The following is a 23,658-nucleotide window of genomic DNA, read 5'->3' as shown; positions in this document are numbered from 1 at the left end:
AAACGCTGGGGCCGCCCTGCGGCCCCAGCGTCATTCGACTGCGGAGTCCGGGAACTGGTCCTGGATATACTTGATTTCGGTCCGCCCATGGGCCGCCGGCAGGCCATCCTCACCCAGGTTGACGAAAACCATCTTGTCGACCGTCAGAATGCTCTTGCGGGTGATCTTGTTGCGCACTTCACACTTGAGGGTGATCGAGGTGCGGCCGAACTCGGTGGCGGTGATGCCCAGTTCGATGATGTCGCCCTGGCGCGAGGCGCTGACGAAGTTGATCTCCGACATGTACTTGGTCACCACGCGCTGGTTGCCTAGCTGGACGATCGCGTAGATTGCCGCTTCTTCGTCGATCCAGCGCAGCAGGCTGCCGCCGAACAGCGTGCCGTTGGGGTTGAGGTCTTCGGGTTTAACCCACTTGCGGGTGTGAAAGTTCATCTGTACTCCTGACCGGCTTGGCTAACGTGAAGTAATGATGGCAGAGCGGCCGCCGCCGCTCCATTGAACATCGACTATCGTCGCGATAAATCGACAGAAAGCCTTGGGTGTGTCACACAGCCACGGCTATAATCGCAGCCGTTCTCATGGCTGCTCACAGTGGCGGCCATCCCGCCACCCATCCGAGGGGCGCTGCAGCAGGCTCGGCCTGTCAGGCTCGGTTGGGGCGTTGTCCGCTGAAGCGGACGCTCAACGCACAACGGCGCCCATTCGCACACTACGAATGGAGGCTCTCATGAGCGCTGTAAACACGCCTGCTGGTTTTTCCGATTTCAAGGTCGCCGACATTTCCCTGGCCGACTGGGGCCGCAAGGAAGTCATCATCGCCGAATCGGAAATGCCCGCACTGATGGGCCTGCGCCGCAAGTATCAAGCCGAGCAACCGCTCAAGGGCGCGAAGATCATCGGCTGCATCCACATGACCATCCAGACCGCCGTGCTGATCGAAACCCTGGTCGCACTGGGCGCCGAAGTCCGCTGGTCGTCGTGCAACATCTTCTCCACCCAGGACCAGGCCGCTGCCGCCATCGCCGCCGCCGGCATTCCTGTATTCGCCTGGAAAGGTGAAACCGAGCAGGAATACGAGTGGTGCATCGAGCAGACCATCCTGAAGGATGGCCAGCCTTGGGACGCCAACATGGTGCTGGACGACGGTGGTGACCTGACCGAAATCCTGCACAAGAAATACCCGGCCATGCTGGAAAAGATCCACGGCGTGACCGAAGAAACCACCACCGGCGTGCACCGCCTGCTGGACATGCTGGCCAAAGGCGAGCTGAAAGTCCCGGCGATCAACGTCAACGACTCGGTCACCAAGAGCAAGAACGACAACAAGTACGGCTGCCGTCACAGCCTGAACGATGCCATCAAGCGCGGCACCGACCACCTGCTGTCGGGCAAGCAAGCGCTGGTCATCGGCTACGGTGACGTGGGCAAGGGCTCGGCCCAGTCGCTGCGTCAGGAAGGCATGATCGTCAAGGTCACCGAAGTTGACCCGATCTGCGCCATGCAGGCCTGCATGGACGGCTTCGAAGTCGTTTCGCCATTCAAGGACGGTATCAACACCGGTACCGAAGCCGGCATCAACGCCGACCTGCTGGGCCGCATCGACCTGATCGTCACCACCACCGGCAACGTCAACGTCTGCGACGCCAACATGCTCAAGGCCCTGAAGAAGCGTGCCGTGGTCTGCAACATCGGCCACTTCGACAACGAGATCGACACCGCCTTCATGCGCAAGAACTGGGCCTGGGAAGAGGTCAAGCCGCAGGTTCACAAGATTCACCGCACCGGCGCGGGTACTTTTGACCCGCAGAACGACGATTACCTGATCCTGCTGGCCGAAGGCCGTCTGGTGAACCTGGGTAACGCCACTGGCCACCCGAGCCGCATCATGGACGGTTCGTTCGCCAACCAGGTGCTGGCACAGATCTTCCTGTTCGAGCAGAAGTTCGCCGAACTGCCAGCTGCCAAGAAGGCCGAGCGCCTGACCGTGGAAGTGCTGCCGAAGAAACTCGACGAAGAAGTGGCCCTGGAAATGGTCCGCGGCTTCGGTGGCGTGGTCACCCAGCTGACCCCGCAACAGGCCGAGTACATCGGTGTGACCGTCGAAGGCCCGTTCAAGCCGGACGCCTACCGCTACTAAGCGGCAGGCTTGAAGCGACACGCTTCAACGCCGAAACCTGAACGATGCCCAAGCCAGATCGGCCATCACCGATCTGGCTTTTACTTGCAGCTTGCTGCTTGAGGCTTGCTGCTCGAGGAACGCCAGATGTCCCAAGATCGCCGTTACAGTTTCGAGTTCTTCCCAACCAAGACCGACGCCGGTCACGAAAAGCTGATGGGCGTGGCCCGCCAGCTGGCCGCGTACAATCCGGACTTCTTCTCTTGCACCTACGGTGCCGGTGGCTCGACCCGCGACCGCACACTGAACACCGTGCTGCAGCTGGAAAGCGAAGTGAAGGTCCCTGCCGCACCGCACCTGTCCTGCGTGGGTGACACCAAGGACGAGCTGCGCGCCCTGCTGGCCGAATACAAGGCCGCCGGCATCAAGCGCATCGTCGCCCTGCGTGGCGACCTGCCGTCGGGCATGGGGATGGCCAGTGGCGAGCTGCGCTATGCCAGCGACCTGGTCGAGTTCATCCGCCAGGAAACCGGCGACCACTTTCACCTGGAAGTAGCGGCCTATCCGGAAATGCACCCACAGGCGCGCAACTTCGAGGCCGACCTGGGCAACTTCGTGCACAAGGTCAAGGCCGGTGCCGATAGCGCCATCACCCAGTACTTCTTCAACGCCGACAGCTATTTCTACTTCGTCGAGCGGGCGCAGAAGATGGGCGTGGACATCCCGGTGGTGCCCGGCATCATGCCGATCACCAACTACAGCAAACTGGCGCGTTTCTCCGATGCGTGCGGCGCCGAGATCCCGCGCTGGATTCGCAAGCAGCTGGAAGCCTACGGCGACGATACGGCGAGCATCCAGGCCTTTGGCGAAGAAGTCATCACCCGCATGTGCGAACAACTGCTGCAAGGCGGCGCACCGGGCCTGCACTTCTACACCCTCAACCAGGCCGAGGCGAGCCTGGCGATCTGGAACAATCTGAAACTGCCACGCTGAAACTTTTTGGCGTCATCAAATTCTCAAACAATTAAGGCTTTAGTCGTAGACTAGGGCCTTATTTATTTTGTGGCTTTGATAGGTGTCGTCTGCAATGCAACATTTTCTGCCATCTCGCCCTCAGCTCGTCTACTTGGCGTTCGGCCCGGCCACCTATCATCAGGAAGCCTGCTTTAGCATCGTCAGCGCTATTGCGAATCTGGGGGGCAATACCAACCTGGCCATCGACATCCAGGTCTATACCGACAAAGCCGAGCCTTACGCAAAACTGCCCGTAACCGTTCATCTGCTTGACGAGGCCACCCGCAAGGCCTGGAACCAGCCCCACGGTTATCACTTCCGCAGCAAGCACGTGCTGTTGCGCCAAGTGCTGCAGCAACACCCCCAGGCCGTGCTGATCGACACCGATACCTTCTTCCGCAAGTCGCCGCTGCAACTGTTCCAGCGGGTCAAGCCAGGCACGCTGCTGTGCAATGCCATTGGCGCGCGCTACGGTGCGAACCAGCAGTGCCTGCTGTACAAGAATCTGCTCGGCATTCTCGAACCACGTGGCCTGGCCGATTGCCAGATGCCGTTGGTCAACTCGGGCGTGATCGGCCTGTGCGCCGAGAACAGCGACGTGCTGGACCGCTCGATTGCCATGATGGACGAGTTCTACCCATTGGCCCGCACTGCCTACACCCTGGAAGAGTTCTGCCTGGCGGTGGCCGCTTACCGCAAGATGGAATTGGCCGAATGCACCGACGTCATTCATCACTACTGGAGCCGCAAGGCCCAGTTCCGCGCCAAGATCCAGGCCTGGCTGGGTAAGCACGGCCATAACCCACTGGGGCCGGCGGCGCTTGCCGATGTGGCACTGGTCAACGACCAGCTGCCACGCCCTCCGACCTTGCAGCGTCTGGGTTACAAAGCCTTGAGCCTGACCATGCCCAGCCGCGAGCGCCAGTTCGTGCGCGAACTGCTGTATGGCTGCTACCCCTACCCCAACGAGTTCGATCGCGCTTGTGCAACGGCCTGGTGGGACAAGGCGCTGGAGAACTTCAACGAACGCCATGGGCGCATCGAGCCCGAGCAATTGCGTCAGTGCCTGCGCCACCCGAGCCTGCGCCTGTCACTGGGCGGCCGGCGCAAGGATATCGAGGCGCACCTGCTGCGTTCTTCCGATCGCTGAGGCCTGAAACAGGGGCTTGATCTTCACTGGCCTTACCCTTGGCGAGCACGTGATCCCGCGCCACGCCACGCATCGCCCATTTGCGGTGCCCCCTACTGCTTACGATGCTGGCAGTCTTGCCGGCACCGTTGAGCAGCAGGAAAGCAGCACGCGGCGTCAGCTCTGTTATACTCGGGCCTTCCCGCCCGGCTCACGCCCGGACGCTCGGCCTCGCAACAGGCATCCCGATCGGCATCGACGCCCCTTGGCGTCCACCCTCCGCTTCCCGGATGCGCAGTGAAAGCCCAGCTGGACCGGACGCGATCGCATCCCTTGGATGCCCGTCGCGCCAGGCAGAACATCCCAACGGGCCCAGCCCACACGAGAACAGGATTGCCCATGTCCTTTGCTTCCCTCGGTCTCTCCGAGGCTCTTGTCCGCGCTATCGAGGCTGCGGGCTACACCCAGCCGACCCCGGTGCAACAGCGGGCCATTCCCGCCGTGTTGCAAGGCCGCGACCTGATGGTTGCCGCACAGACTGGTACTGGTAAAACCGGCGGCTTCGCCTTGCCGATCCTTGAGCGCCTGTTCCCGGCCGGCCACCCCGACAAATCCCAGCGTCATGGCCCACGCCAGCCGCGTGTCCTGGTCCTGACCCCAACCCGCGAGCTCGCCGCCCAGGTGCACGACAGCTTCAAGGTGTACGCCCGCGACCTGCCACTGGTCAGCGCCTGCATCTTCGGCGGCGTCGGCATGAACCCGCAGATCCAGGCCATCGCCAAGGGTGTCGACGTGCTCGTCGCCTGCCCGGGGCGCCTGCTCGACCTGGCCGGCCAAGGCAAGGTCGACCTGGCCCACGTTGAAATCCTGGTCCTCGACGAAGCCGACCGCATGCTCGACATGGGCTTCATCCATGACGTGAAGAAGGTCCTTGCCCGCCTGCCGGTCAAGCGCCAGAACCTGCTGTTCTCGGCGACCTTCTCCAAAGACATCACCGACCTCGCCGACAAGCTCCTGCACAACCCGGAGCGTATCGAGGTCACCCCGCCAAACACCACCGTCGAGCGTATCGAGCAGCGCGTCTACCGGCTGCCCGCCAGCCACAAACGCGCCCTGCTGGCGCATTTGATCACGCTGGGCGCCTGGGAGCAGGTTCTGGTATTCACCCGCACCAAGCACGGCGCCAACCGCCTGGCCGAGTACCTGGAAAAGCACGGCCTGACCGCTGCCGCTATCCACGGCAACAAGAGCCAGAACGCCCGCACCAAGGCCTTGGCCGACTTCAAGGCCAACAGCGTACGCGTGCTGGTGGCCACCGACATCGCCGCCCGAGGCCTGGACATCGACCAGCTGCCCCACGTGGTCAACTTCGAGCTGCCGAACGTCGAGGAAGACTACGTGCACCGCATCGGCCGTACCGGCCGTGCCGGGCGCTCGGGCGAGGCCATCTCGATGGTTGCGCCGGATGAAGAAAAACTGCTCAAGAGCATCGAGCGGGTCACCAAGCAGAAGATCCCGGATGGCGACCTGATGGGCTTCGACGCCAGCCAGGTAGAAGCTGAAAAGCCTGAAGTGCGCGAACGCCAGCAGAACAGCGGCCGCGGCGGTCGCAACCAGCAGGCTCGCGGCGAAGGCGGCAAAGATGCCAATGGCGGCCGCAAGGACAAGGGCAAGGATAAAGGCAAGGCCAAGCCGCAGGCTGCGGACAAGCCGGCCGACAAGGAAAAGTCTGGCGACAAGCAACAGCAGCAACGCAAGCCGCGTGACAAGAAGCCGCGCCAGCAACAGCAGACCAGCAACAGCCCTATCCCGAAACCGGCTGCCGACCGAGATCCAGAGGAGTTCCTGGACGACGATATCGACAACTTCGGGAACCGCGCCGACTACGTCAGCCCTTACCAGAACGCTAAGGGCCAAGGCCGCAACCGCCGTCCGGGTGGTGCAGGTCAAGGCCAGGGCCAGAGCCAAGGCGCAAGCCAGCGCAGCAACAACGGTGGTGGCCAAGGCCGCAACACTGGCGGCCAGCAGCGCAGCGGCAGTGGCGAAAAGCGCCCACGCAACAGCAACGGTGGTGGTGGTGCACGTCGTGACAACAATGGCGCGGGCCGCAACCGTTCGGCCGGGCGTAACGATGCATCGCGCCAGGAGCCGGCAGTACGCAGCCCCCGCGAACAGCACCAGCCCGTGATCATCCGCAAGGAATCCAAGCTCGACCGTTACCCGACGCCAGAGCAGTTGGATGAGCTGCCGAGCCGCCCGCGTGGTGAGCGACCTGCGCTGCTCACCCGCAAAGGCTGAGTTCATGCATCAGGCATAAAAAAACGCCGCCCAATGGGCGGCGTTTTTTATTGCCTGTTCAGCAATATCACTTCTGCTGAACACCTTCGAACACAAAGTACAGCTCAACTTTTTCGGACAGCGGGCCGAGGTCCATGGATTTCGGCGCGAAATCCTTGCGGTTGATATCGAGCTTGCCCTCGAAGCCGGCACGGTAGCCGCCCCATGGGTCCTTGCCTTCACCAATGAAGGTGGCCTTGATCACCACCGGCTTGGTCACGCCAGTCAGGGTCAGATCACCGGCGACATCGGCAGTCAGTTGACCTTCGGCGTTCTTGCCGGTCGGGGTCACCTTGGTCGACTTGAAGGTGGCAGTGGGGTACTTGGCTACGTCAAGGAAGTCCTTGCTCTTGATGTGCTTGTCCCGCTCGGCGTGGTTGGTATCTACGCTCACAGTCTTGAGGGTGACATCGATCTTGCTGGCTTCAGGCTTGGCCGGGTCCCAGCTGAAGTTACCATCCCAGTCCTTGAAGGTACCGGTGATGAAGCTGTAGCCCAGGTGGCTGATCTTGAAATCAACGAACGCGTGCTGGCCTTCCTTGTCGATCTTGTACTCGGCAGCCATGGCCTGGCCGGCGGAGAACAGAGCGGTACCGAGCGCCAGAGCGGCAAAAGTCTTTTTCAACATCCTTACTTCCTTCCTATGCAATTGAGGTTGAGAGTCAAGCTTTGCGGCCCAGCATGCGGGTCAGGGTCGCGTCACGGTCGATGTAATGGTGTTTCAGGGCCGCCAGGGCATGCAGCACGGCGAAGATCACCAGGCCCCATGCCAACCACAGGTGAATCACGCCGGCGACGTCCGCTTGGTCGGGCAGGTCGCTGATCAGCGCCGGCACGTCAAACAGGCCGAACACCGGAATGCCGACGCCGTCGGCAGTGGAAATCAGGTAACCGGCGATCATCACCGCAAACAGCCCGAGGTACAGCGCCAGGTGCCCCAGCTTGGCCGCCACGCGGGTGAATGCCCCGTGGTTGGCCGGTGCCGGCGGTGGCGGACTGATGAAACGCCAGACCACACGCAACAGCATCACCGCCAGCAATACCAGGCCGATGCTTTTGTGCAGGTCAGGGCCGGCCTTGCGCCAAGGGTCGTAGTAGCCGAGATCGACCATCCACAGGCCCAGGCCGAACAGGCCGAAGACTGCCAGTGCAACGCCCCAGTGCAGGACGATGCTGACCACGCCATAGCGAGAAGGTGAATTGCGCAATTGCATGATGACGTAGTTCCCCGTGAAAGCTGTGCACAGACTAGCGCGTAACGTATCGAATAAAAGCTTAAAAAACTGCTTTGGATTATCGAGAAATACGATGAATAGTGTGTAAGTTACCTATTAAGGAAACATTAACAATAGGTGGAGAGTTTGTGGTTGCCAGTACCGGCCTCTTCGCGGACGCGCCCGCTCCCTGTAAGAGCGGGTTTACCCGCGAGAGGCCGCTACAGGATTCAGTTGGCCTTGGCCTGAGTATTGTTCACCGCCTTCTTCACCGGCTCGGATCTGACCGTGGCTTTCTTCGGCTCGACGGCCTTTTTCGTCTGTTTGGCCGCAGGCTTGTGTGCCGGTGCATGCTTGGCCGGTACCGGCTTGGCTGGCGCAGCCTTCGTCGCGGCGGGCTTGGCTGGCTCTTCCTTGACGATTTCAGCAGGGGCAGGCGCTACAGGGGCTGCTGCGGGTACCGGTGCTGGCGCGCCTGCCTCAACCTTGGGCTCCACCTTGGCAACCGGCGCAGCCTTGACCTCAGGCTTGTCGGAACCACCGAACAGGCGCGAGAAGAAACCGCCGCCATTGTCCTTCTTCGCCACAGCGGCACCGGCTGTCGCCGCTGCCGCGACGGTCGCAGCCTTGGCCGGGTCGAACGACTTGCCGGCGAGCAAGTCCTGCACCTGGCCGGCAGCACGCTGGCCGCTGCGCAGGGCGCCTTCGAGGGTGCCTGGGTAGAGCGCATCGGTGTGCTCACCGGCAAAGGTGATGCGCTGCACCGGGCGCTCCCACAGGCGCCAGTACTTGCTGATCTGCCCTGGGCCGTATGCCAGGTAGGCGCCACCGGTGCCGGCATCGATGCTGTAACGCTTGACCTCATAACCGGTAAACGCACCGCGAGCCTGTGGATAGAACGCATGCAGGCGGATCAGCACCTGGTCGACCATCTGTTTGTCGCCGAACGCCTGCAGCAGCCGCGCATTGTCACCCGACAGGTTGATCACCACGTTGGCACCGCCCTTGAGCGCCGGCTCGATCCACAGCATGCCGAGGCCGGCGTTACTGAAGATCTCGCCCGACATGCGCGCGCGGCTTTCCCAAACAGGTTGCTTGAACTTGAGCATCAGCTGGTCACGCCAGCCGTAGTTGGTGCCCTTGAGCGCCGCCATATGCTGGGTGTCCAGGCCTGGGGTGATCTGAATCTTGGCCAGCGCCCGCAGAGGAACCGCCATCACCAGGTAATCGGCCTTGTAGTCGGTGCTGCCGACCTTGACGCTGACGCCGTCCTTGTCCTGCACGATCGCCGTGACCGGCGAGCTGGTCTTGATGGTCTTCAGTTGCTTGACGAATGCCTGGGCCAGCACCGGGCTGCCGCCTGGCAGGCGCGCGGCACGCAGGTCGCGATCACTGACGCCGCGGTAGACGCGGTTCTGCTGAGCGAAGTAGAGCAGCGACAGGCGCGATGGCTCGTCGTAGCGGGTACGGATCTGCTGGTTGATCAACTGCCGTGCGGTGGCCGGCAATTGCAGCTTGTCGAGCCAGGTGGCGACGTTGATCTGGTCCAGGGCGAACAGGGTGCTGTTCGCCTGCGGGTTGAGCGGGTCATCGATCGAACGGGCCAGGTCGTCGAGGGTCTTTTCGTAGCGCTTGAGGGCCTCGGCGGTAGCCGGCTGCTTGGTGGTCAGGTCGGCGGCGCTGAAGTACTCGCCGTCGATCAGGTAGCCGGGGGTACGGACGAACTCCGGAGCGGGCAGTGTTTCAAGCTTGAAACGGTCAAGGTACTGGTTCAGCACCGGCTGGGCCTTGGCGTTACCGATCCATTCGCTGGTGGCCAGGCCCGAACGGCCACCCATGCCTGACTTGGCCTCCAGCAGGGTGACCTGCCAACCCTTGTTCTGCAGTTCATAGGCCGCAGTCAGGCCAGCCAGGCCGCCACCCACGACGATTGCCGAAGGTGTCTTGTCCTTTGCCAGCGCGGCGCCGCTGGACACACCGATCAATACCAACGCGCACAGGCGCACCCAAGCAGCAGCCATGTCGGCGAACTCCGAGTTGAAATAGCAGGGATGGGAAGAGGCGGGAATGCCCCGAGAGTCGATGCGCTAAGAATACGTCAGGTATCTGGACCCTGCCAGCACGGCGACATCAAGTGCCTCTGGCAACTGGCATTTTTGTCAGTAGCCAGGCTTCTGGCCATTAGGCGAAGCTGGCTGAAAAAACCGACAAAAGGAGCTGCGCCATGACCTATGTGGAGCATTTCGCACAGGTAGAAAGGCAATTCTTGTGGCACAACCAGACGGTACGCACCCCCTCAGGCCTGAAAATCCGCTCCAACGGTACGTCATGGACCGGCCTGCATGAAGCCTTCAAAGGCAATGAAGGCACCGAGCTGGTGATTGGCGAGCACAGTGACGTGGAAATCACCTTCAACCAGGAAGTCGAATGCCTGCGGCTGGAGTATTACGTCGTCAGCGACCAGCACTTCGACGATGTGCAGGTGCTGCTGGATACCGATGGCTGCGACATGGAACTGATCGCCCCGATACCGCGCAATTTCTACTGGCTCACCCTGTCCGGCAGCGGCTATACCGACTTCAGGCCGGGCCCGATCTCCACCCAACCCTATCATCAGCTCATCGAGGGACCCTTCCGTCGCCTGACCATATCCACTTCACAGGCTGGCACCGTACATATTCGCAAGCTGGAATGGACCCGCACCTGCCGTCATTGACCACTAGCGGTTGTCCTGCCCCCTGGCTTTGCTTAGGCTTACGCGGTCAAAGCAGGCAGTAAGCCAGGAGAAGTGCCCATGGGCCTCAACGATCAGTGGATGCAACGCGACCTCAAGGTCTTGTGGCACCCCTGCACCCAGATGAAAGACCACGAGCAGCTGCCACTGATCCCGATCCGGCGTGGTGAAGGCGTGTGGCTCGAGGACTTCGACGGCAAACGCTACCTGGATGCCGTGAGCAGCTGGTGGGTCAACGTGTTCGGCCATGCCAACCCGCGCATCAACCAGCGCATCAAGGATCAGGTCGACCAGCTGGAGCATGTCATCCTCGCCGGCTTCAGCCATCAACCGGTGATCGAGCTGTCCGAACGCCTGGTCGCCATGACCCCCGCCGGGCTCGACCGGGTGTTCTACGCCGACAACGGCTCGTCGTGCATCGAAGTGGCGTTGAAGATGAGCTTCCATTACTGGCAGAACAACGGCAAACCGGCGAAAAAGCGCTTCGTGACGCTGACCAACAGCTACCACGGCGAGACCATTGCCGCGATGTCGGTCGGCGACGTGCCCCTGTTCACCGAAACCTACAAGGCACTGCTGCTCGACACCATCAAGGTGCCAAGCCCCGACTGCTACCTGCGCCCCGAGGGCATGAGCTGGGAAGAGCACTCGCGCAACATGTTCGCCGCCATGGAACAGACCCTGGCCGAGCACCACGAAACCCTCTCGGCAGTGATCATCGAACCGCTGATCCAGGGTGCTGGCGGAATGCGCATGTATCACCCGGTGTACCTCAAGCTGCTGCGCGAAGCCTGTGACCGTTATGACGTGCACCTGATCCATGACGAGATCGCCGTTGGTTTCGGCCGCACCGGCACGATGTTCGCCTGCGAGCAGGCCGGCATCCGCCCGGACTTCCTGTGCCTGTCCAAGGCCCTGACCGGTGGCTACCTGCCGCTGGCCGCCTGCCTGACCACCGACAAGGTGTACCAGGCCTTCTACGACGATTACCCGACCCTGCGCGCGTTCCTCCACTCGCACAGCTACACCGGCAACCCGCTGGCCTGCGCCGCCGCCCTGGCGACGCTGGACATCTTCGAGCAGGACAACGTGATCGAGGCCAACAAGGCACTGGCCGCGCGCATGGCCAGCGCCACCGCGCACCTGGCCGATCACGCCCACGTCGCCGAGATCCGCCAGACCGGCATGGCCCTGGCCATCGAGATGGTTCAGGACAAGACCACCAAGGCTGCCTACCCGTGGCAGGAGCGTCGTGGCCTGAAAGTGTTCGAGCACGCCCTGACCCGCGGCGCCTTGCTGCGCCCGCTAGGTAGCGTGGTGTACTTCCTGCCGCCGTACGTGATCACCCCGGAGCAGATCGACTTCCTCGCCGAAGTGGCCAGCGAAGGCATCGACATCGCCACCCGCGACAGCGTCAGCGTCGCCGTACCGGCCAACTTCCACCCCGACTTCCGCGACCCGGGCTAAATCCGACCGTTCGCCATACCACTTTCCCTGTGGGAGCGGGCATGCCCGCGAACAAGGGCGAAGCCCTTGCCAGGCACCGCGGTGCCTAATTCGCGGGCCCGCCCGCTCCCACAAGGGATCTGTGTCTCTCTTATACCGAGCAAACCCATGAGACTGTCCCGCTTCTTCATCGACGCCCCCCTGAGCCTTGGCGAGCACGACCTGCCCGAAGCCCAGGCCCACTACATCGGCCGCGTCCTGCGCATGGCCCCTGGCGACGCCGTGCAACTGTTCGATGGCAGTGGCCAGGAATACCTCGGCCAACTGCTCGAGGTCGGAAAGAAGACGGTACGCGTCAACCTCGACCAGGCCCTGGCCGGCCAGCCCGACTCACCGCTTCACGTCCACCTCGGCCAAGGCCTGTCCCGCGGCGAGCGCATGGATTGGGCGATCCAGAAGGCCACCGAGCTTGGCGCCAACGCAATCACCCCGATCGTCAGCGAACGCTGTGAAGTGCGCCTGAAGGACGAACGTGCCGACAAGCGCCTGGCCCACTGGCGCCAGGTGGCAATCAGTGCCTGCGAACAATGCGGCCGCTCGACCCTGCCGGTCATTCATCCAACGGTGACCCTGGCCGAATGGCTCAAGGGCACCGAGGCCGAGCTCAAGCTGGTGCTGCACCCGGTCGCCGCGCCATTGACCAGCCATGACAAGCCGGCAACGCTGGCGTTCCTGATCGGCCCGGAAGGCGGCCTGAGCGAGGCGGAAGTCGATCAGGCCAAGGCTGCGGGCTTCCATGCCGCACGCCTCGGGCCGCGGGTATTGCGTACCGAGACAGCGCCGGTGGTAGCGCTGTCGGTAGCGCAGCAGTTGTGGGGTGATTTTTCGTAAACAAAAAGCTAACGCACGTACAGCGACACCGCCACGAAGTGCATCAGGCTGCCGACAATCACGAACAGGTGCCAGATGCCATGTGCATGGCGTAAGCGGCTGTCGAGGGCGAAGAAAATGATGCCGACGGTGTAGAACACGCCGCCGGCCGCCAGCCAGGTGAAGCCGGCAGTACCGAGGCTGTTCAGCAGCGGCTTCACCGCCACCAGCACGATCCAGCCCATCAGCGCATAGATGATGATCGACAGGATACGCGCTTCCGAGCGCGGCTTGATCTCTTGCAGCATGCCGATCACCGCCAGGCCCCAGACCACGCCGAACAGGCTCCAGCCCCAGGGCCCGCGCAGGCTGACCAGGCAGAACGGGGTGTAGCTGCCGGCGATCAGCAGGTAGATCGACAGGTGATCGAGCTTGCGCATGATCACCTTCGCCCGCCCGCGGGTGCTGTGATAGAGGGTAGAGATGCTGTAGAGCAACAGCAAGGTGCTGCCGTAGATGGAGAAACTGACGATCTTCCAGGGGTCGCCCTGCAGGCCAGCAGCGACGATCAGCCAGATGGCACCGATACAGGCCAGGACGGCACCGACCAGGTGGGTCCAGGCATTGAAGCGTTCACCGTAGTACATGCAAACACAGACCTCCTGAGGTGGGCTGGGTTCCTGAGTCATCCTGTTCCGGCCTCTTCGCGGGCATGCCCGCTCCCACAGGGATCGCACATGTTTCAAGGGCAGTGCAGTACCTGTGAGAGCGGGTTTACCCGCGAAAGGGCCATGAGCCCGAACATCCTACCCAAGCACAGGTTGCAGTTCAGCGTCACGCACCAGCCTTTCCAGCCCGACCAGGTCCGGCACACGCGCCACTTGCTCGCCTACCTGCACCGCGGCCAGCTCCAGGCTGCCCAGCGGCACATCCACATAGTTGAGCTGGCTGTCGAGTTTGCACGAGCGCGGAATGTCCTGCAGCAGCACTGCCAGGTAGCGCAAGCCGGTGTCCCCGAGCGCATTCAGCACTACGATCCGCGCCCGCTCGCCACAGGGCGTCTCACCGCCGCAGGCGGCCTCGAAACCGATCAACGGCAGATGCTGCTGTCGCCAGTCGATCCACCCCAGGTGCCAAGCCGGGTCTCCCGGTTCGCACACCAGGTTGCGTTGGCCGATCAGTTCGACCACAGCGACATTGGGCAATACCAGCGTACGGTCGCCCAGCGGCAGCAGCAGGCCTGTGAGGCTGCTGCGTTGCCCTGCAATCAGTTCAAGCATGGGTCTGGCTCCAGTGGGCGATGCTCTGCAGCAGCACCGACTCCTGATAGGGTTTGCCCAGGTAATCGTTGACGCCGATGGCCATGGCCCGGTCGCGGTGCTTCTGCCCGGTGCGCGAGGTGATCATGATGATCGGCAGGTCTTTCAGACGCTCGTCGCGGCGAATGCGGGTGGCCACTTCGAAACCATCCATGCGCGGCATCTCGATGTCCAGCAACAGCACATCGGGGCGGTGCTCTTCCAGCAGGGCCATGGCATCGACACCATCCTTGGCCGTCATCACGCTCATGCCATGGCGCTCCAGCAGGCGGCTGGTGACCTTGCGCACGGTTACCGAGTCATCCACCACCATCACCAGCGTGGCCCGCCGGGGTGCCGGGCCGAACAAGGTGCGCTGCACCCCGCTGCCACCCGGCAGACGCGCCAGCCGCCGCTGCTGGCCACGCAGCTGGCCCAGCAGGTCGAGGATCAGTACCACGCGGCCATCACCGAGCAAGGTCGCCCCCGACAAACCCGCCACGGCGGCGAACTGCGGGCCAAGGCTCTTGACCACGATCTCACGGCTCGGCGACAGGCTGTCTACCTGGATGGCGAACGACTGCTCCTGGGAATGCAGCAGCAACACCGGCAGCGGCACGCTCTGCCCCAGCAGCACTGGGCGCGGCAGCCCCTGCAGCAGCTCGCCGAGGTAACGCAACTCGTACTCGTGGCCGCCATACACATAACGCGGGGCGTCCAGCTGATAACAGGTGGCCAGTTCGGCCGGTGGTACACGCACGATGCCTTCGATGGTGTTGAGCGGTATGGCGTACTGCTCCTCGCCCAGGTGCACCATCAAGGCCCGGTTGATCGACACGGTGAACGGCAAGCGGATCAGGAACCGTGCGCCCTTGCCCTGTGCCGACTCGATGCTCATCGAGCCGCCCAGTTGCTTGACCTCTTCGTGGACCACGTCCATGCCCAGGCCGCGCCCGGAAATCTGGGTGATCTTCTCCGCCGTGGAAAAGCCCGGGCGCAGGATGAACTGCAGGATCTCGTGATCGCTCAGGTGCGCCTGCGGGTCCAGCAGGCCGCGCTTGATTGCCTTGCGCCGGACCGCCTCCAGCGGCACGCCGGCGCCGTCGTCGGTCATTTCGATGACGATGTCTGCGCCTTCATGCAGCAAGTTCAGGTGAATGGTGCCCTGCTCCGGCTTGCCCGCAGCCAGGCGTATCTCGCGCGCTTCCAGGCCATGGTCGACTGCATTGCGCAGCATGTGCTCCAGTGGCGCGACCATCCGTTCCAGCACACTGCGGTCCAGTTCACCCTCGGCATTGCCGACCACCAGTTCGACCTGCTTGCCCAGCTCGCTGGCCACCTGGCGCACGACCCGCTGCAAGCGCGGCACCAGGCGCTCGAACGGGACCATCAGGGTCGCGGTCAGGCCTTCCTGCAACTGGCTGTTCACCCGGGCCTGTTGTTGCAGCAGGCTGTAGGCCTCCTGGGCACGCTGGGCAAGGGTTTCCTTGAGGTCGAGCAGGTCGGAGGCCGACTCGAACAGGGCCCGCGACAGCTGCTGCAGTTGCGAATGGCGGTCCATCTCCAGCGGGTCGAAATCTTCGTAGGCGTCTCCCTCGAACGCCTGGCGGCTGCTGATCCGCCCCTGGGTCTCGATGTCCAGGCGCAGCAGCTGGTCGCGCATGCGCTCCAGGGTGGTTTCCATCTCGTTGAGGGCGAACTGGGCATCGTTGACTTGCTGTTCGATACGGCCGCGAATGACCGAATGCTCGCCGGCCAGGTTACCCAGGTCGTCGAGCAGCTCGGCGTCGACCTTGACCATGTCGCCCGGCGCCCGCTCCGGTGCCGCCACCGGTATTTCGGCGGGTGCGGTGTCCGCCGTGGCCTGGCTGGCCGCGCTGTCGGTCAGTGCGGCACTGCTGAAGTTACGAATGTAGTCGATCAGCGCGGTAGCCGTGTGCAGCGGCTGGCCCAGGCGCACGGCGTCGAGCATATGCGCCAGGCGGTCATGGCAGTTCTGCAGCAGTGCGAACAACGCCGAGCTCGGCGGCAGGCGCCCGGCGGCGAGCAGCTCGTAAAGGAATTCCAGCTCATGGGCCAGATCGCCGATGGCGCTGATCTCGACCATGCGCGCGCCACCCTTGAGGGTGTGCAGATCACGCAGCAGGTTCTCCACCTCGACGCCGCTGCGCGGGTCGGCCTGCCAGCGCGCCAGGGCTGCGGCGGCGCTTTCGACGATGTCCGAGCTTTCTTCGAGGAACACCTCGAGCAGCTCCTTGTCGCCTGGGCTGTCAGCATCCTCTTCGTGCTCCAGCGCGCCAGCAAGCGGCGTAACCGCATCAGCGCTTACCAAGCCGGTGGCATCAGCCGCCAGCGCCCCCTCCAACACGTCGCGCAGGGCGTCGATACAGTCAGGCCGTGGGCTGAGCGCCTGCCCGGCGGCCACTTCGTCGAGCATGTCCAGCAGGGCTTCATGGGCTTGCAGGGCAACGGCGAAAAAGCGCGGGCTGGCGCCCAGGCTGCCCTCCTCCACCGCGCCGTAGAGATCGAGAAGTGCCTCGCAGATGGCATCCATCTGCCACAGGTCGGCAAGGTGCGCGGCGTGGCCAAGGCTGGTCAGCTCATCGAGCAAGGTCTCCAGCGGTTCGCGCTGCCCGGGCTGCTGTTGCCAACGCAACAGCAGCGACTCGGCGTCCAGCAGGATGTCCATGGCCTGGGCCAGGAAACTGGCGATCAGCTGTGGGTCGCGCTTGCCACTGCGTGTATGTTGAGGCTCGGCATGCAGGCTGGCCAGGCGCAGGTCCACCGCCTCGCCGACCTGCTCGATCAGCTGCGCCGCCCCCGGGATGGTCGCCAAAGGGGTACTGCCGAGCTGCGCCAGGCCCTGCAGGAGCAGACCATGGGCGGTGTGCAGCCACTGCATCTCCGCTGCCTGCAACGGCAGCTGGTGCCCCCGGTACTCACGTACCAGGCGGTCGAAGGCAGTGGCCAACTCGGCGATCGGCATGACCCCGGCCATGGCAGCGCTGCCCTTGAGCGTGTGCAAGGCGCGCTGCAGGCTGTCGCTGACTTCGCTGCCCTGGCCGTCGGCGCCCTGCAGAAAGCCTTCCAGGCTGGCCAGGTGGCCTTGCGCCTCGTTGCGGAAGATATCCAGTAGTTGCGGGTCGAGGCCATCGATGTCGGCGCTGGCCGGGGTATCGTTCTCGGCCAAGGCATGCAGGTGGCTCGCCAACTGTTCGATTTCGCTCAATTGCGGCAACTGGCCAGCCGCAAAGTCGGCCAGCAGGTCCGGCAGATGGACGAACACCTGCTGCAGCGCTACTGCGCCTTCCGGGGTCAGGGCGATGCGCCCCTCCAGCACCCGGTTGAGCAGGTGTTCACCGCCCCAGGCCAGCTCCGCTACCGCCTCGGCATGCACCATGCGCCCGCTGCCCTTGAGTGTATGCAGGTCACGGCGTACCTCGATCAACGCGTCGCGCAGGCTGTTGTCGGCGCGCCAGCGCAACCAGTGTCGCTCGATCTCCGGTAGCAATTCGCCGGCCTCCTCGAGGAACACTTCGCGCAATTCGTCATCGATACCATCGCTGCCATCCTGCGCCTCGGACGGGCCCGCATGGGTGCACTGCACGCCCAGCGCCGTCAGGCTGGCGCGGGCCATGTCGAGAAACGGCTGAGCATCGGCCAGCGCGTCGGCGACCCGCCATTGCAGGTAGCACTCGGCGGCGCTTAGGGCCTCGGCCAGGTGGGTCAGCTCGTCCGCAGGCGGCTCCTCCTCCAGGTGCTGCAGCCAGCCCTGCACATAGCCCGCACAGCCGGCAAACACTTCGGCGGCCGCCGGCAGCATGAGCATCGCCAACGCGCCACGCACTTGCTGCAACAGCCCCGGCAGAGGCTGCAGGCGCTGACGGGGCCAGCCAGATTCCAGGCAATCGCCGATCAGGTCCTTGGCCTGCTGCAACACCGACAGTGACTCGTTCAGCACCAGCTGGCGAATCTCGGCCAGGTCCGAGCCGGGCAGGCCGCCCTGCCCGCCCTCCTCCAGCGGCAGGACCATGCCGTTGAGCGTGGCCTCCACATACAGCAGCGCACCGGCCACATCCATCAATACCGCGTCGTCCACCACGCGCTCCCCCTGGGCCAGGGCCTGCAGCGCCAGCACCTGGTCGATGATGACCCGGCGTGGCTGCTGGAACCCCAGCACTGCCAGGGTGTCGGCCACATGGCGCAACGGTGCGAGCAGTGCGTCCAGGTCCTCGCTGTGCTGGCGGTCGCCGCGCACGAACTGGTCCAGGCGCTCCTTGATCCGCATCAGGTCGTCGCACAGGGCGCTGATCACCGAGCGCAAGGCGTCACGCCCCGGCCCGGCCTGCATCTGCTCCCGCCAGTTGCCCAAGGACAAGTCGAGGTTGGCCAGGTCATCGGAGCCGGCAAAGCGCTGCGCGGCACCGCTGATCAGGCTGGCCTGGGCCAACGGCTCGACGCCGCGGCAGGCGCGCAGTTGATTGAGCAGCGGCAGCATCACCAGTGGCAGGTCATGGCGCGCTCCGCGCAACCGCTCCAGATAGGACGGCAACTGCTCCAGGCCGCGGAACAGCGGCCCCAGGCAGTCCCCGCGGGGGCTTAACTGCCCCTCGGCCAAAGCTTTGGCCAGCAATTCCAGCTCTTCGGCCAGGCGGGCGGCACCGCGCAGCTCGAGCATGCGCAGGCAGCCGTGCACCTGATGCAGGTTATCCACGACGAAAGCCAGCATCGACAAGTCGTCGGTCTCGCCGGCAAAGCGTTCCAGGGCCTGACGGGCCTGGCCCAGGCAATCGAGGATGGCGGCCCGGGTCCAGGCCAGGGCCACGGTATCGTGGCGTTCAGGGCTTACGACGGCAGAAGCCATGGCTGGTCCTCAGCTTCGCTCGGCGGGCGCCGGCAGGGTGAAACCGGAGACCGAGCGGCGCATTTCGCTGGCCATCCGCGCCAAGTGGCGGATGCTGTCGGCGGTGGCGCTGGAGCCGGCGGACGTCTGCGCGGTGATCTGCTGGATCACCGCCATGGTGTGGGAAATCTGCCCTGCGGAAGAGGTCTGCAGCTGTGCTGCATCAGAGATGCTGTGGATAAGCTCGGCAAGGTTCTGCGATACGCCCTCGATCTCGGCCAGTGCCACGCCGGCATCCTGGGCCAGCCGCGCACCGCGCACCACCTCGGCGGTGGTCTGCTCCATGGAGATGACGGCCTCGTTGGTGTCCGCCTGGATGGTCCGCACCAGCGCTTCGATCTGCCGGGTTGCCGAGGACGAGCGCTCGGCCAGGCGCTGCACCTCGTCGGCGACCACGGCAAAGCCGCGACCGGCCTCGCCTGCCAGCGAGGCCTGAATCGCGGCATTGAGGGCAAGGATGTTGGTCTGGTCGGCAATGTCGTCGATCAGGCTGACGATGTCGCCGATTTCCTGGGAGGATTCACCCAGGCGCTTGATCCGTTTGGCGGTGTCCTGGATCTGCTCGCGGATGTTGTCCATGCCATTGATGGTGTTATGCACCACCTCGTTGCCCTTGTTGGCGATCGCCACCGAGCGCTCGGCGACCTTGGCCGACTCATAGGCGTGGGCGGAAACCCGGTCGATCGACTCGACCATATCGCCGACCGCCTCGGACGCCTCGCTGATCTGCTCGGCCTGGTGCTCCGAGGCCTTGGCCAGTTGGCGCGCGGTGTTCTGCGTGTCCTGCACGGCAGCCGCGACTTGCTCGGCGCTGTGGTTGATGGTGGCCACCAGGTCGCGCAGCTGGTCGACCGAGTAGTTGATCGAGTCGGCGATGGCGCCAGTGAAGTCTTCGGTCACCGACACGGTGACGGTCAGGTCGCCATCGGCCAGCTCTTCGATTTCATCGAGCAGGCGCATGATCGCCTGCTGGTTACGTTCGTTCTTTTCCGCGGTTTCCTGCAACTGGCGGTGGGTGGTGCGGACCATCACCAAGCCGATCAGGATGATCGACGCCAGCGCCAGCAGGCCCAACGCATAACCGCCGACGGTATCCAAGGTGCGGCCGCTGGCAAGGTTTTCGAAGCCGTTGGCCAGGTGCGAGGCCTCATCGAGCAAGGTTTGCGACAGGCTGAAGATGTTGCCCGCCGCTTCGCGCACGCGGAACAGCTCGGGCGAGGTTTCGAGGATTTCATCGACAGACCCTGCCACGAACTGGAACAGCTCGGCGATTTCCGCCAGGCGCGCGCGGGCGTCGGCGTCCTCGACGCGGGTCACCTGGATCGCCGGGTTGCCGCCGAGCATGCCCTCGAGCACCTGGCCGAAGCGGCTGGCATCGCGGCCGAAGGTATCGGCGGCCTGCGCCGCGGTGTCATCGCCAGCCAAAACGGTATTGACCGACCCAAGGATACGCTCTGCCAGCAGCAGCTGGCGCTGGGCTACCACGACCTGATTGGCCGGGGCACCACTTTGCAGCAGGATCTCGACCACCTTTTCATACTCGACCTGTAATTGCGGTACGGTTTCGGCGAGGGTCGCCGCCACCTGATGCAACGACAGCACGGTCTGTTCGCTGGCCAGAATGGTGTCGGTGTTCTTGCGCAGGTTTTCCCAGTCCTGGCGCACCGCTTCCATTTCATCGCGCACTGCAGGCGGCGCCGCTGGCAGGCCGGTGGACTTGTCACCTTCGCGCAGGTAGCTCCAGCGCCGCTCGAAGTCGTTGCGCGCATCCGACAGCAGCTTGAAGGCCAGGGCCTTGCCCGCCGCGGCCTCGGTGGCATTCTTGGCGATACGCTGGGACAACACCCGCAGTTCGCCGGCATGGCCGATGTACTGCTTGTCGTGATTGGCCTGGGTGTTGAGGTAGGCGAAGTTGGCGAACAACAGAATGATCGACAGAATCAGGATCACGAACAGCACGGTGATCTGCACGATGCTGCGCGTGCGAGGGGTCATGCTGGCGGGGGCGACGGGTGTGGCCGGCTTGTTCACGTTCGAAAGTCCTATAGCGCCACGTCAAGAAAGCCCGGCGCCTGGGCCAGGGCGAAGGGGCTGAAGATCGCCCAGTTGCGTTCACGCGGAAAGTGCCCCTGCACGAAGCGGGCAGCAGCCCGCAGCAATGGTTGCGGGGGCGACAGGTCCAGGCTGCTCAGGGCGAAATGTTGCAGCCCCAGCACCTCATCGACCAGCAAGCCGACGAACAGGTCGTCATGGTCCAGCACCAGCACCCGTCGCTGCTTGCCTGGCGCAGCGGGGCCAAGGCCGAAGAAACTGCTCAGGTCCATCACCGGCAACAACCGGCCGCGCAGGTTGGCCACCCCGCACACCCAAGGCTGCACGCCTGGCACGCGGCTGCTGCGTGGCTCGCGCAGCACCTCGGCGACCTCGCCCATGGGGGCGACGAACCACTGCCCGGCGACGCGAAAACCGATGCCGCTCCATTGCTGCAGGCGCGTGTCCTGCGGCGGCTGGTCGGCCACCAGCAGGCGGCAGCGCCGGTCGATGTCCAGCAACAGCTCGAAGGCGGTCAGCGACGCGCCCTGTGGGCGGGTGGTCAAGCGCCCAGCACTTCTTCGAGCTTGGCGATCAGCGCGTCCTCTTCCACCGGCTTGGTCAGAAAGTCGCGGGCACCCTGGCGCGTGGCCCAGATACGGTCGGTCTCCTGGTCCTTGGTGGTCACCACCACCACGGGAATGGCGCGGGTTTCAGGGTCCTTGCTCAACTGGCGGGTGGCCTGGAAACCGTTCATGCCGGGCATGACGATGTCCATCAGCACCGCATCGGGCTTTTCCTGGCGGGCCAGGGCCACGCCGTCGGCACCGTTGCTGGCCTTGAGCACCTGGTGACCATGCTTTTCCAGCCATCCGGTCAATTTGTACATCTCTGTCGGCGAGTCGTCGACAATCAGAACTCGGGCCATGCTGTTCCCCATCAGGACATTGAAAGCCGCGCCAGCGCGGCGTGATCAGGGTGCGGGTTGTTCGGGCGCGGCGAAACCGGGCACATGGGCCCTGATTGCGTCGAGCAGTTCTTCCTTGCTGAATGGTTTGGTCAGGAACTGGTCGGAACCGACCACCCGGCCGCGGGCCTTGTCGAACAGGCCATCGCGAGACGACAGGAGAATCACCGGGATGTCCCTGAAAGCACTGTTGTGCTTGATCACTGCACAGGTCTGATAACCGTCCAGACGGGGCATCAGCACGTCGACGAAGATGATCTGTGGCTGGTGATCGATGATCTTGGCCAGGGCATCGAAGCCGTCACTGGCGGTGATTACCTCGCAGCCCGCTTCGCCGAGCAACATCTGCGCGGTGCGGCGGATCGTGCGGGAATCGTCGATCACCATCACCTTCAGGGGCTGTTCCATAAGTCGCGCTACCATCGCTGCACTAGGTGGGCGACAAGCCACGGATGGCTTGACGCTTGAAGCTGAGGGCATTTTTAGCACACTCCGGGGGCCCGTTCCATCTGCCACCCCCCTTGACCCGCGGCGTTCACAGCGCCACCCTGAGCCACTTTTCTTTCGATTCACCGCGGCCACGGGCCGCCAAGAGGAACCACCCCATGAGCGTTCGCCTCGGCATTGTCATGGACCCGATCGCGTCCATCTCCTACAAGAAGGACAGCTCGCTGGCCATGTTGCTGGCCGCCCAGGCCCGTGGCTGGGAGCTGTTCTACATGGAGCAGCGCGACCTTTATCTGGGTGCCGGCCAGGCCCGTGCGCAGATGCGCCCGCTGAAGGTATTCGCCGACCCCGCGCGCTGGTTCGAACTGGGCGATGAACAGGACAGCGCCCTGGCCGAGCTGGACGTGATCCTGATGCGCAAGGATCCGCCCTTCGACATGGAGTTCGTCTACAGCACCTACTTGCTGGAGCAGGCCGAGCGCGAAGGTGTGCTGGTGGTCAACCGCCCACAGAGCCTGCGCGACTGCAACGAAAAGCTGTTCGCCACTCAGTTCCCGCAGTGCATGGCGCCAACCCTGGTCAGCCGTCGCGTCGACATCCTGCGCGAGTTCGCCGAAAGCCGTGGTGACGTGATCCTCAAGCCGCTGGACGGCATGGGCGGTGCATCGGTATTCCGCCACCGCAAGGACGACCCCAACCTGTCGGTCATCCTGGAAACGCTGACCCAGCACGGTACCCAGCAGATCATGGCCCAGGAATACCTGCCGCAGATCGTGGACGGCGACAAGCGCATCCTGATGATCGACGGCGAACCGGTCGACTACTGCCTGGCACGCATCCCGGCCAGCGGCGAAACCCGTGGCAACCTGGCCGCCGGTGGTCGTGGTGAAGCCCGCCCACTGACTGAGCGCGACCGCTGGATTGCTGCCCAGGTCGGCCCGACCCTGCGTGAAAAGGGCCTGCTGTTCGTCGGCCTGGACGTGATCGGCGACTCGCTCACCGAAATCAACGTCACCAGCCCTACCTGCATCCGCGAGATCGACGCTGCCTACAACACCGATATCGGTGGCAAGCTGATGGATGCCATTGATCGCCAGCTCAAGGCGCGCTGACCGCCGACGCGGAGCAAATGCGCGGAGTGGGGTATGATGC

At 63.9% G+C, this 23,658-nt stretch carries 19 protein-coding genes and 1 riboswitch; of the genes, 8 read left to right on the top strand and 11 right to left on the bottom strand.

Going from position 1 to position 23,658, the window contains the following annotated elements; genetic code table 11:
- Positions 1-30: 30 nt before the first annotated feature.
- Entirely contained in the window at positions 31-432 is a 402-nt protein-coding gene (locus tag ACTORR_RS16485; RefSeq protein ID WP_054884326.1) for an acyl-CoA thioesterase, read from the bottom strand.
- A gap of 178 nt (positions 433-610) precedes the next feature.
- Positions 611-707: riboswitch (S-adenosyl-L-homocysteine riboswitch) on the top strand.
- Positions 708-727: 20 nt separating this feature from the next.
- Between ACTORR_RS16485 and ahcY the strand changes: the two genes are divergently transcribed.
- The 4 genes from ahcY (at position 728) to ACTORR_RS16465 (ending at position 6,557) form a co-directional block, all read left to right on the top strand.
- A complete protein-coding gene (gene ahcY, locus ACTORR_RS16480; RefSeq protein WP_099815603.1) occupies positions 728-2,137 on the top strand; it encodes an adenosylhomocysteinase in 1,410 nt (469 codons plus the stop codon).
- A gap of 126 nt (positions 2,138-2,263) precedes the next feature.
- Complete coding sequence (gene metF, locus ACTORR_RS16475) at positions 2,264-3,109, top strand: methylenetetrahydrofolate reductase [NAD(P)H] (protein ID WP_054884324.1); 846 nt, start codon at positions 2,264-2,266, stop codon at positions 3,107-3,109.
- 94 nt (positions 3,110-3,203) lie between these two features.
- Complete coding sequence (locus tag ACTORR_RS16470) at positions 3,204-4,280, top strand: hypothetical protein (protein ID WP_313365751.1); 1,077 nt, start codon at positions 3,204-3,206, stop codon at positions 4,278-4,280.
- A 378-nt stretch (positions 4,281-4,658) separates the two neighbouring features.
- Positions 4,659-6,557, top strand: a complete 1,899-nt coding sequence (locus tag ACTORR_RS16465; protein ID WP_313365752.1) for a DEAD/DEAH box helicase — start codon at positions 4,659-4,661, stop codon at positions 6,555-6,557.
- A gap of 67 nt (positions 6,558-6,624) precedes the next feature.
- Here the strand turns inward: ACTORR_RS16465 and ACTORR_RS16460 are convergent, their stop codons facing one another.
- The 3 genes from ACTORR_RS16460 to ACTORR_RS16450 all read right to left on the bottom strand — a co-directional run bounded on the left by ACTORR_RS16460 (position 6,625) and on the right by ACTORR_RS16450 (position 9,831).
- A complete protein-coding gene (locus tag ACTORR_RS16460; protein ID WP_054884321.1) occupies positions 6,625-7,224 on the bottom strand; it encodes a YceI family protein in 600 nt (199 codons plus the stop codon).
- Between the two features lie 34 nt (positions 7,225-7,258).
- A complete protein-coding gene (locus ACTORR_RS16455) occupies positions 7,259-7,810 on the bottom strand; it encodes a cytochrome b (RefSeq protein WP_054884320.1) in 552 nt (183 codons plus the stop codon).
- A gap of 230 nt (positions 7,811-8,040) precedes the next feature.
- Complete coding sequence (locus tag ACTORR_RS16450) at positions 8,041-9,831, bottom strand: flavin monoamine oxidase family protein (RefSeq protein WP_441343720.1); 1,791 nt, start codon at positions 9,829-9,831, stop codon at positions 8,041-8,043.
- Positions 9,832-10,034: 203 nt separating this feature from the next.
- On the opposite strand from ACTORR_RS16450, the gene ACTORR_RS16445 reads away from it, so the two are divergent.
- The 3 genes from ACTORR_RS16445 (at position 10,035) to ACTORR_RS16435 (ending at position 12,881) form a co-directional block, all read left to right on the top strand.
- Positions 10,035-10,526, top strand: a complete 492-nt coding sequence (locus ACTORR_RS16445; protein ID WP_313364921.1) for a hypothetical protein — start codon at positions 10,035-10,037, stop codon at positions 10,524-10,526.
- A gap of 78 nt (positions 10,527-10,604) precedes the next feature.
- A complete protein-coding gene (locus ACTORR_RS16440; RefSeq protein WP_313364922.1) occupies positions 10,605-12,011 on the top strand; it encodes an adenosylmethionine--8-amino-7-oxononanoate transaminase in 1,407 nt (468 codons plus the stop codon).
- A 147-nt stretch (positions 12,012-12,158) separates the two neighbouring features.
- On the top strand, positions 12,159-12,881 hold the full coding sequence (locus ACTORR_RS16435; protein ID WP_313364923.1) for a 16S rRNA (uracil(1498)-N(3))-methyltransferase: 723 nt from the start codon (positions 12,159-12,161) through the stop codon (positions 12,879-12,881).
- Positions 12,882-12,889: 8 nt separating this feature from the next.
- Here ACTORR_RS16435 and trhA read toward each other — a convergent pair whose 3' ends face one another.
- The 7 genes from trhA to ACTORR_RS16400 all read right to left on the bottom strand — a co-directional run bounded on the left by trhA (position 12,890) and on the right by ACTORR_RS16400 (position 22,467).
- The gene (gene trhA, locus ACTORR_RS16430; RefSeq protein ID WP_054884315.1) at positions 12,890-13,507 is read right to left on the bottom strand and encodes a PAQR family membrane homeostasis protein TrhA; all 618 of its coding nucleotides are present in this window, start codon (positions 13,505-13,507) and stop codon (positions 12,890-12,892) included.
- Between the two features lie 159 nt (positions 13,508-13,666).
- Positions 13,667-14,140 (bottom strand): chemotaxis protein CheW, encoded by a 474-nt coding sequence (locus ACTORR_RS16425; RefSeq protein WP_054884314.1) that lies wholly within the window; start codon positions 14,138-14,140, stop codon positions 13,667-13,669.
- Positions 14,133-19,022: a hybrid sensor histidine kinase/response regulator gene (locus tag ACTORR_RS16420; protein WP_313364924.1), complete on the bottom strand. Its 4,890-nt coding sequence runs from the start codon at positions 19,020-19,022 to the stop codon at positions 14,133-14,135. Before ACTORR_RS16420 ends, ACTORR_RS16425 begins: the two co-directional genes overlap by 8 nt.
- A gap of 9 nt (positions 19,023-19,031) precedes the next feature.
- Positions 19,032-21,056 carry a methyl-accepting chemotaxis protein gene (locus tag ACTORR_RS16415; RefSeq protein ID WP_189660540.1) on the bottom strand — a complete coding sequence of 675 codons (2,025 nt, stop codon included), beginning with the start codon at positions 21,054-21,056 and terminating at the stop codon, positions 19,032-19,034.
- 47 nt (positions 21,057-21,103) lie between these two features.
- Positions 21,104-21,658, bottom strand: a complete 555-nt coding sequence (locus ACTORR_RS16410; RefSeq protein ID WP_054884311.1) for a chemotaxis protein CheW — start codon at positions 21,656-21,658, stop codon at positions 21,104-21,106.
- Positions 21,655-22,020, bottom strand: a complete 366-nt coding sequence (gene pilH, locus ACTORR_RS16405) for a twitching motility response regulator PilH (protein WP_054884329.1) — start codon at positions 22,018-22,020, stop codon at positions 21,655-21,657. Before pilH ends, ACTORR_RS16410 begins: the two co-directional genes overlap by 4 nt.
- Positions 22,021-22,065: 45 nt before the next feature.
- A complete protein-coding gene (locus tag ACTORR_RS16400; RefSeq protein ID WP_054884310.1) occupies positions 22,066-22,467 on the bottom strand; it encodes a response regulator in 402 nt (133 codons plus the stop codon).
- Between the two features lie 197 nt (positions 22,468-22,664).
- Here ACTORR_RS16400 and gshB point away from each other — a divergent pair, with 197 nt between their 5' ends.
- A complete protein-coding gene (gene gshB / locus ACTORR_RS16395) occupies positions 22,665-23,618 on the top strand; it encodes a glutathione synthase (protein ID WP_054884309.1) in 954 nt (317 codons plus the stop codon).
- Positions 23,619-23,658: the final 40 nt, after the last annotated feature.

Origin of the sequence: Pseudomonas sp. SAR267, from assembly GCF_052077595.1 — a bacterium.
Lineage (GTDB): Bacteria > Pseudomonadota > Gammaproteobacteria > Pseudomonadales > Pseudomonadaceae > Aquipseudomonas > Aquipseudomonas vlassakiae.
The sequence above is the reverse complement of the archived record's forward strand: the minus strand, read 5'-3'. Positions and strand labels throughout refer to the sequence as shown.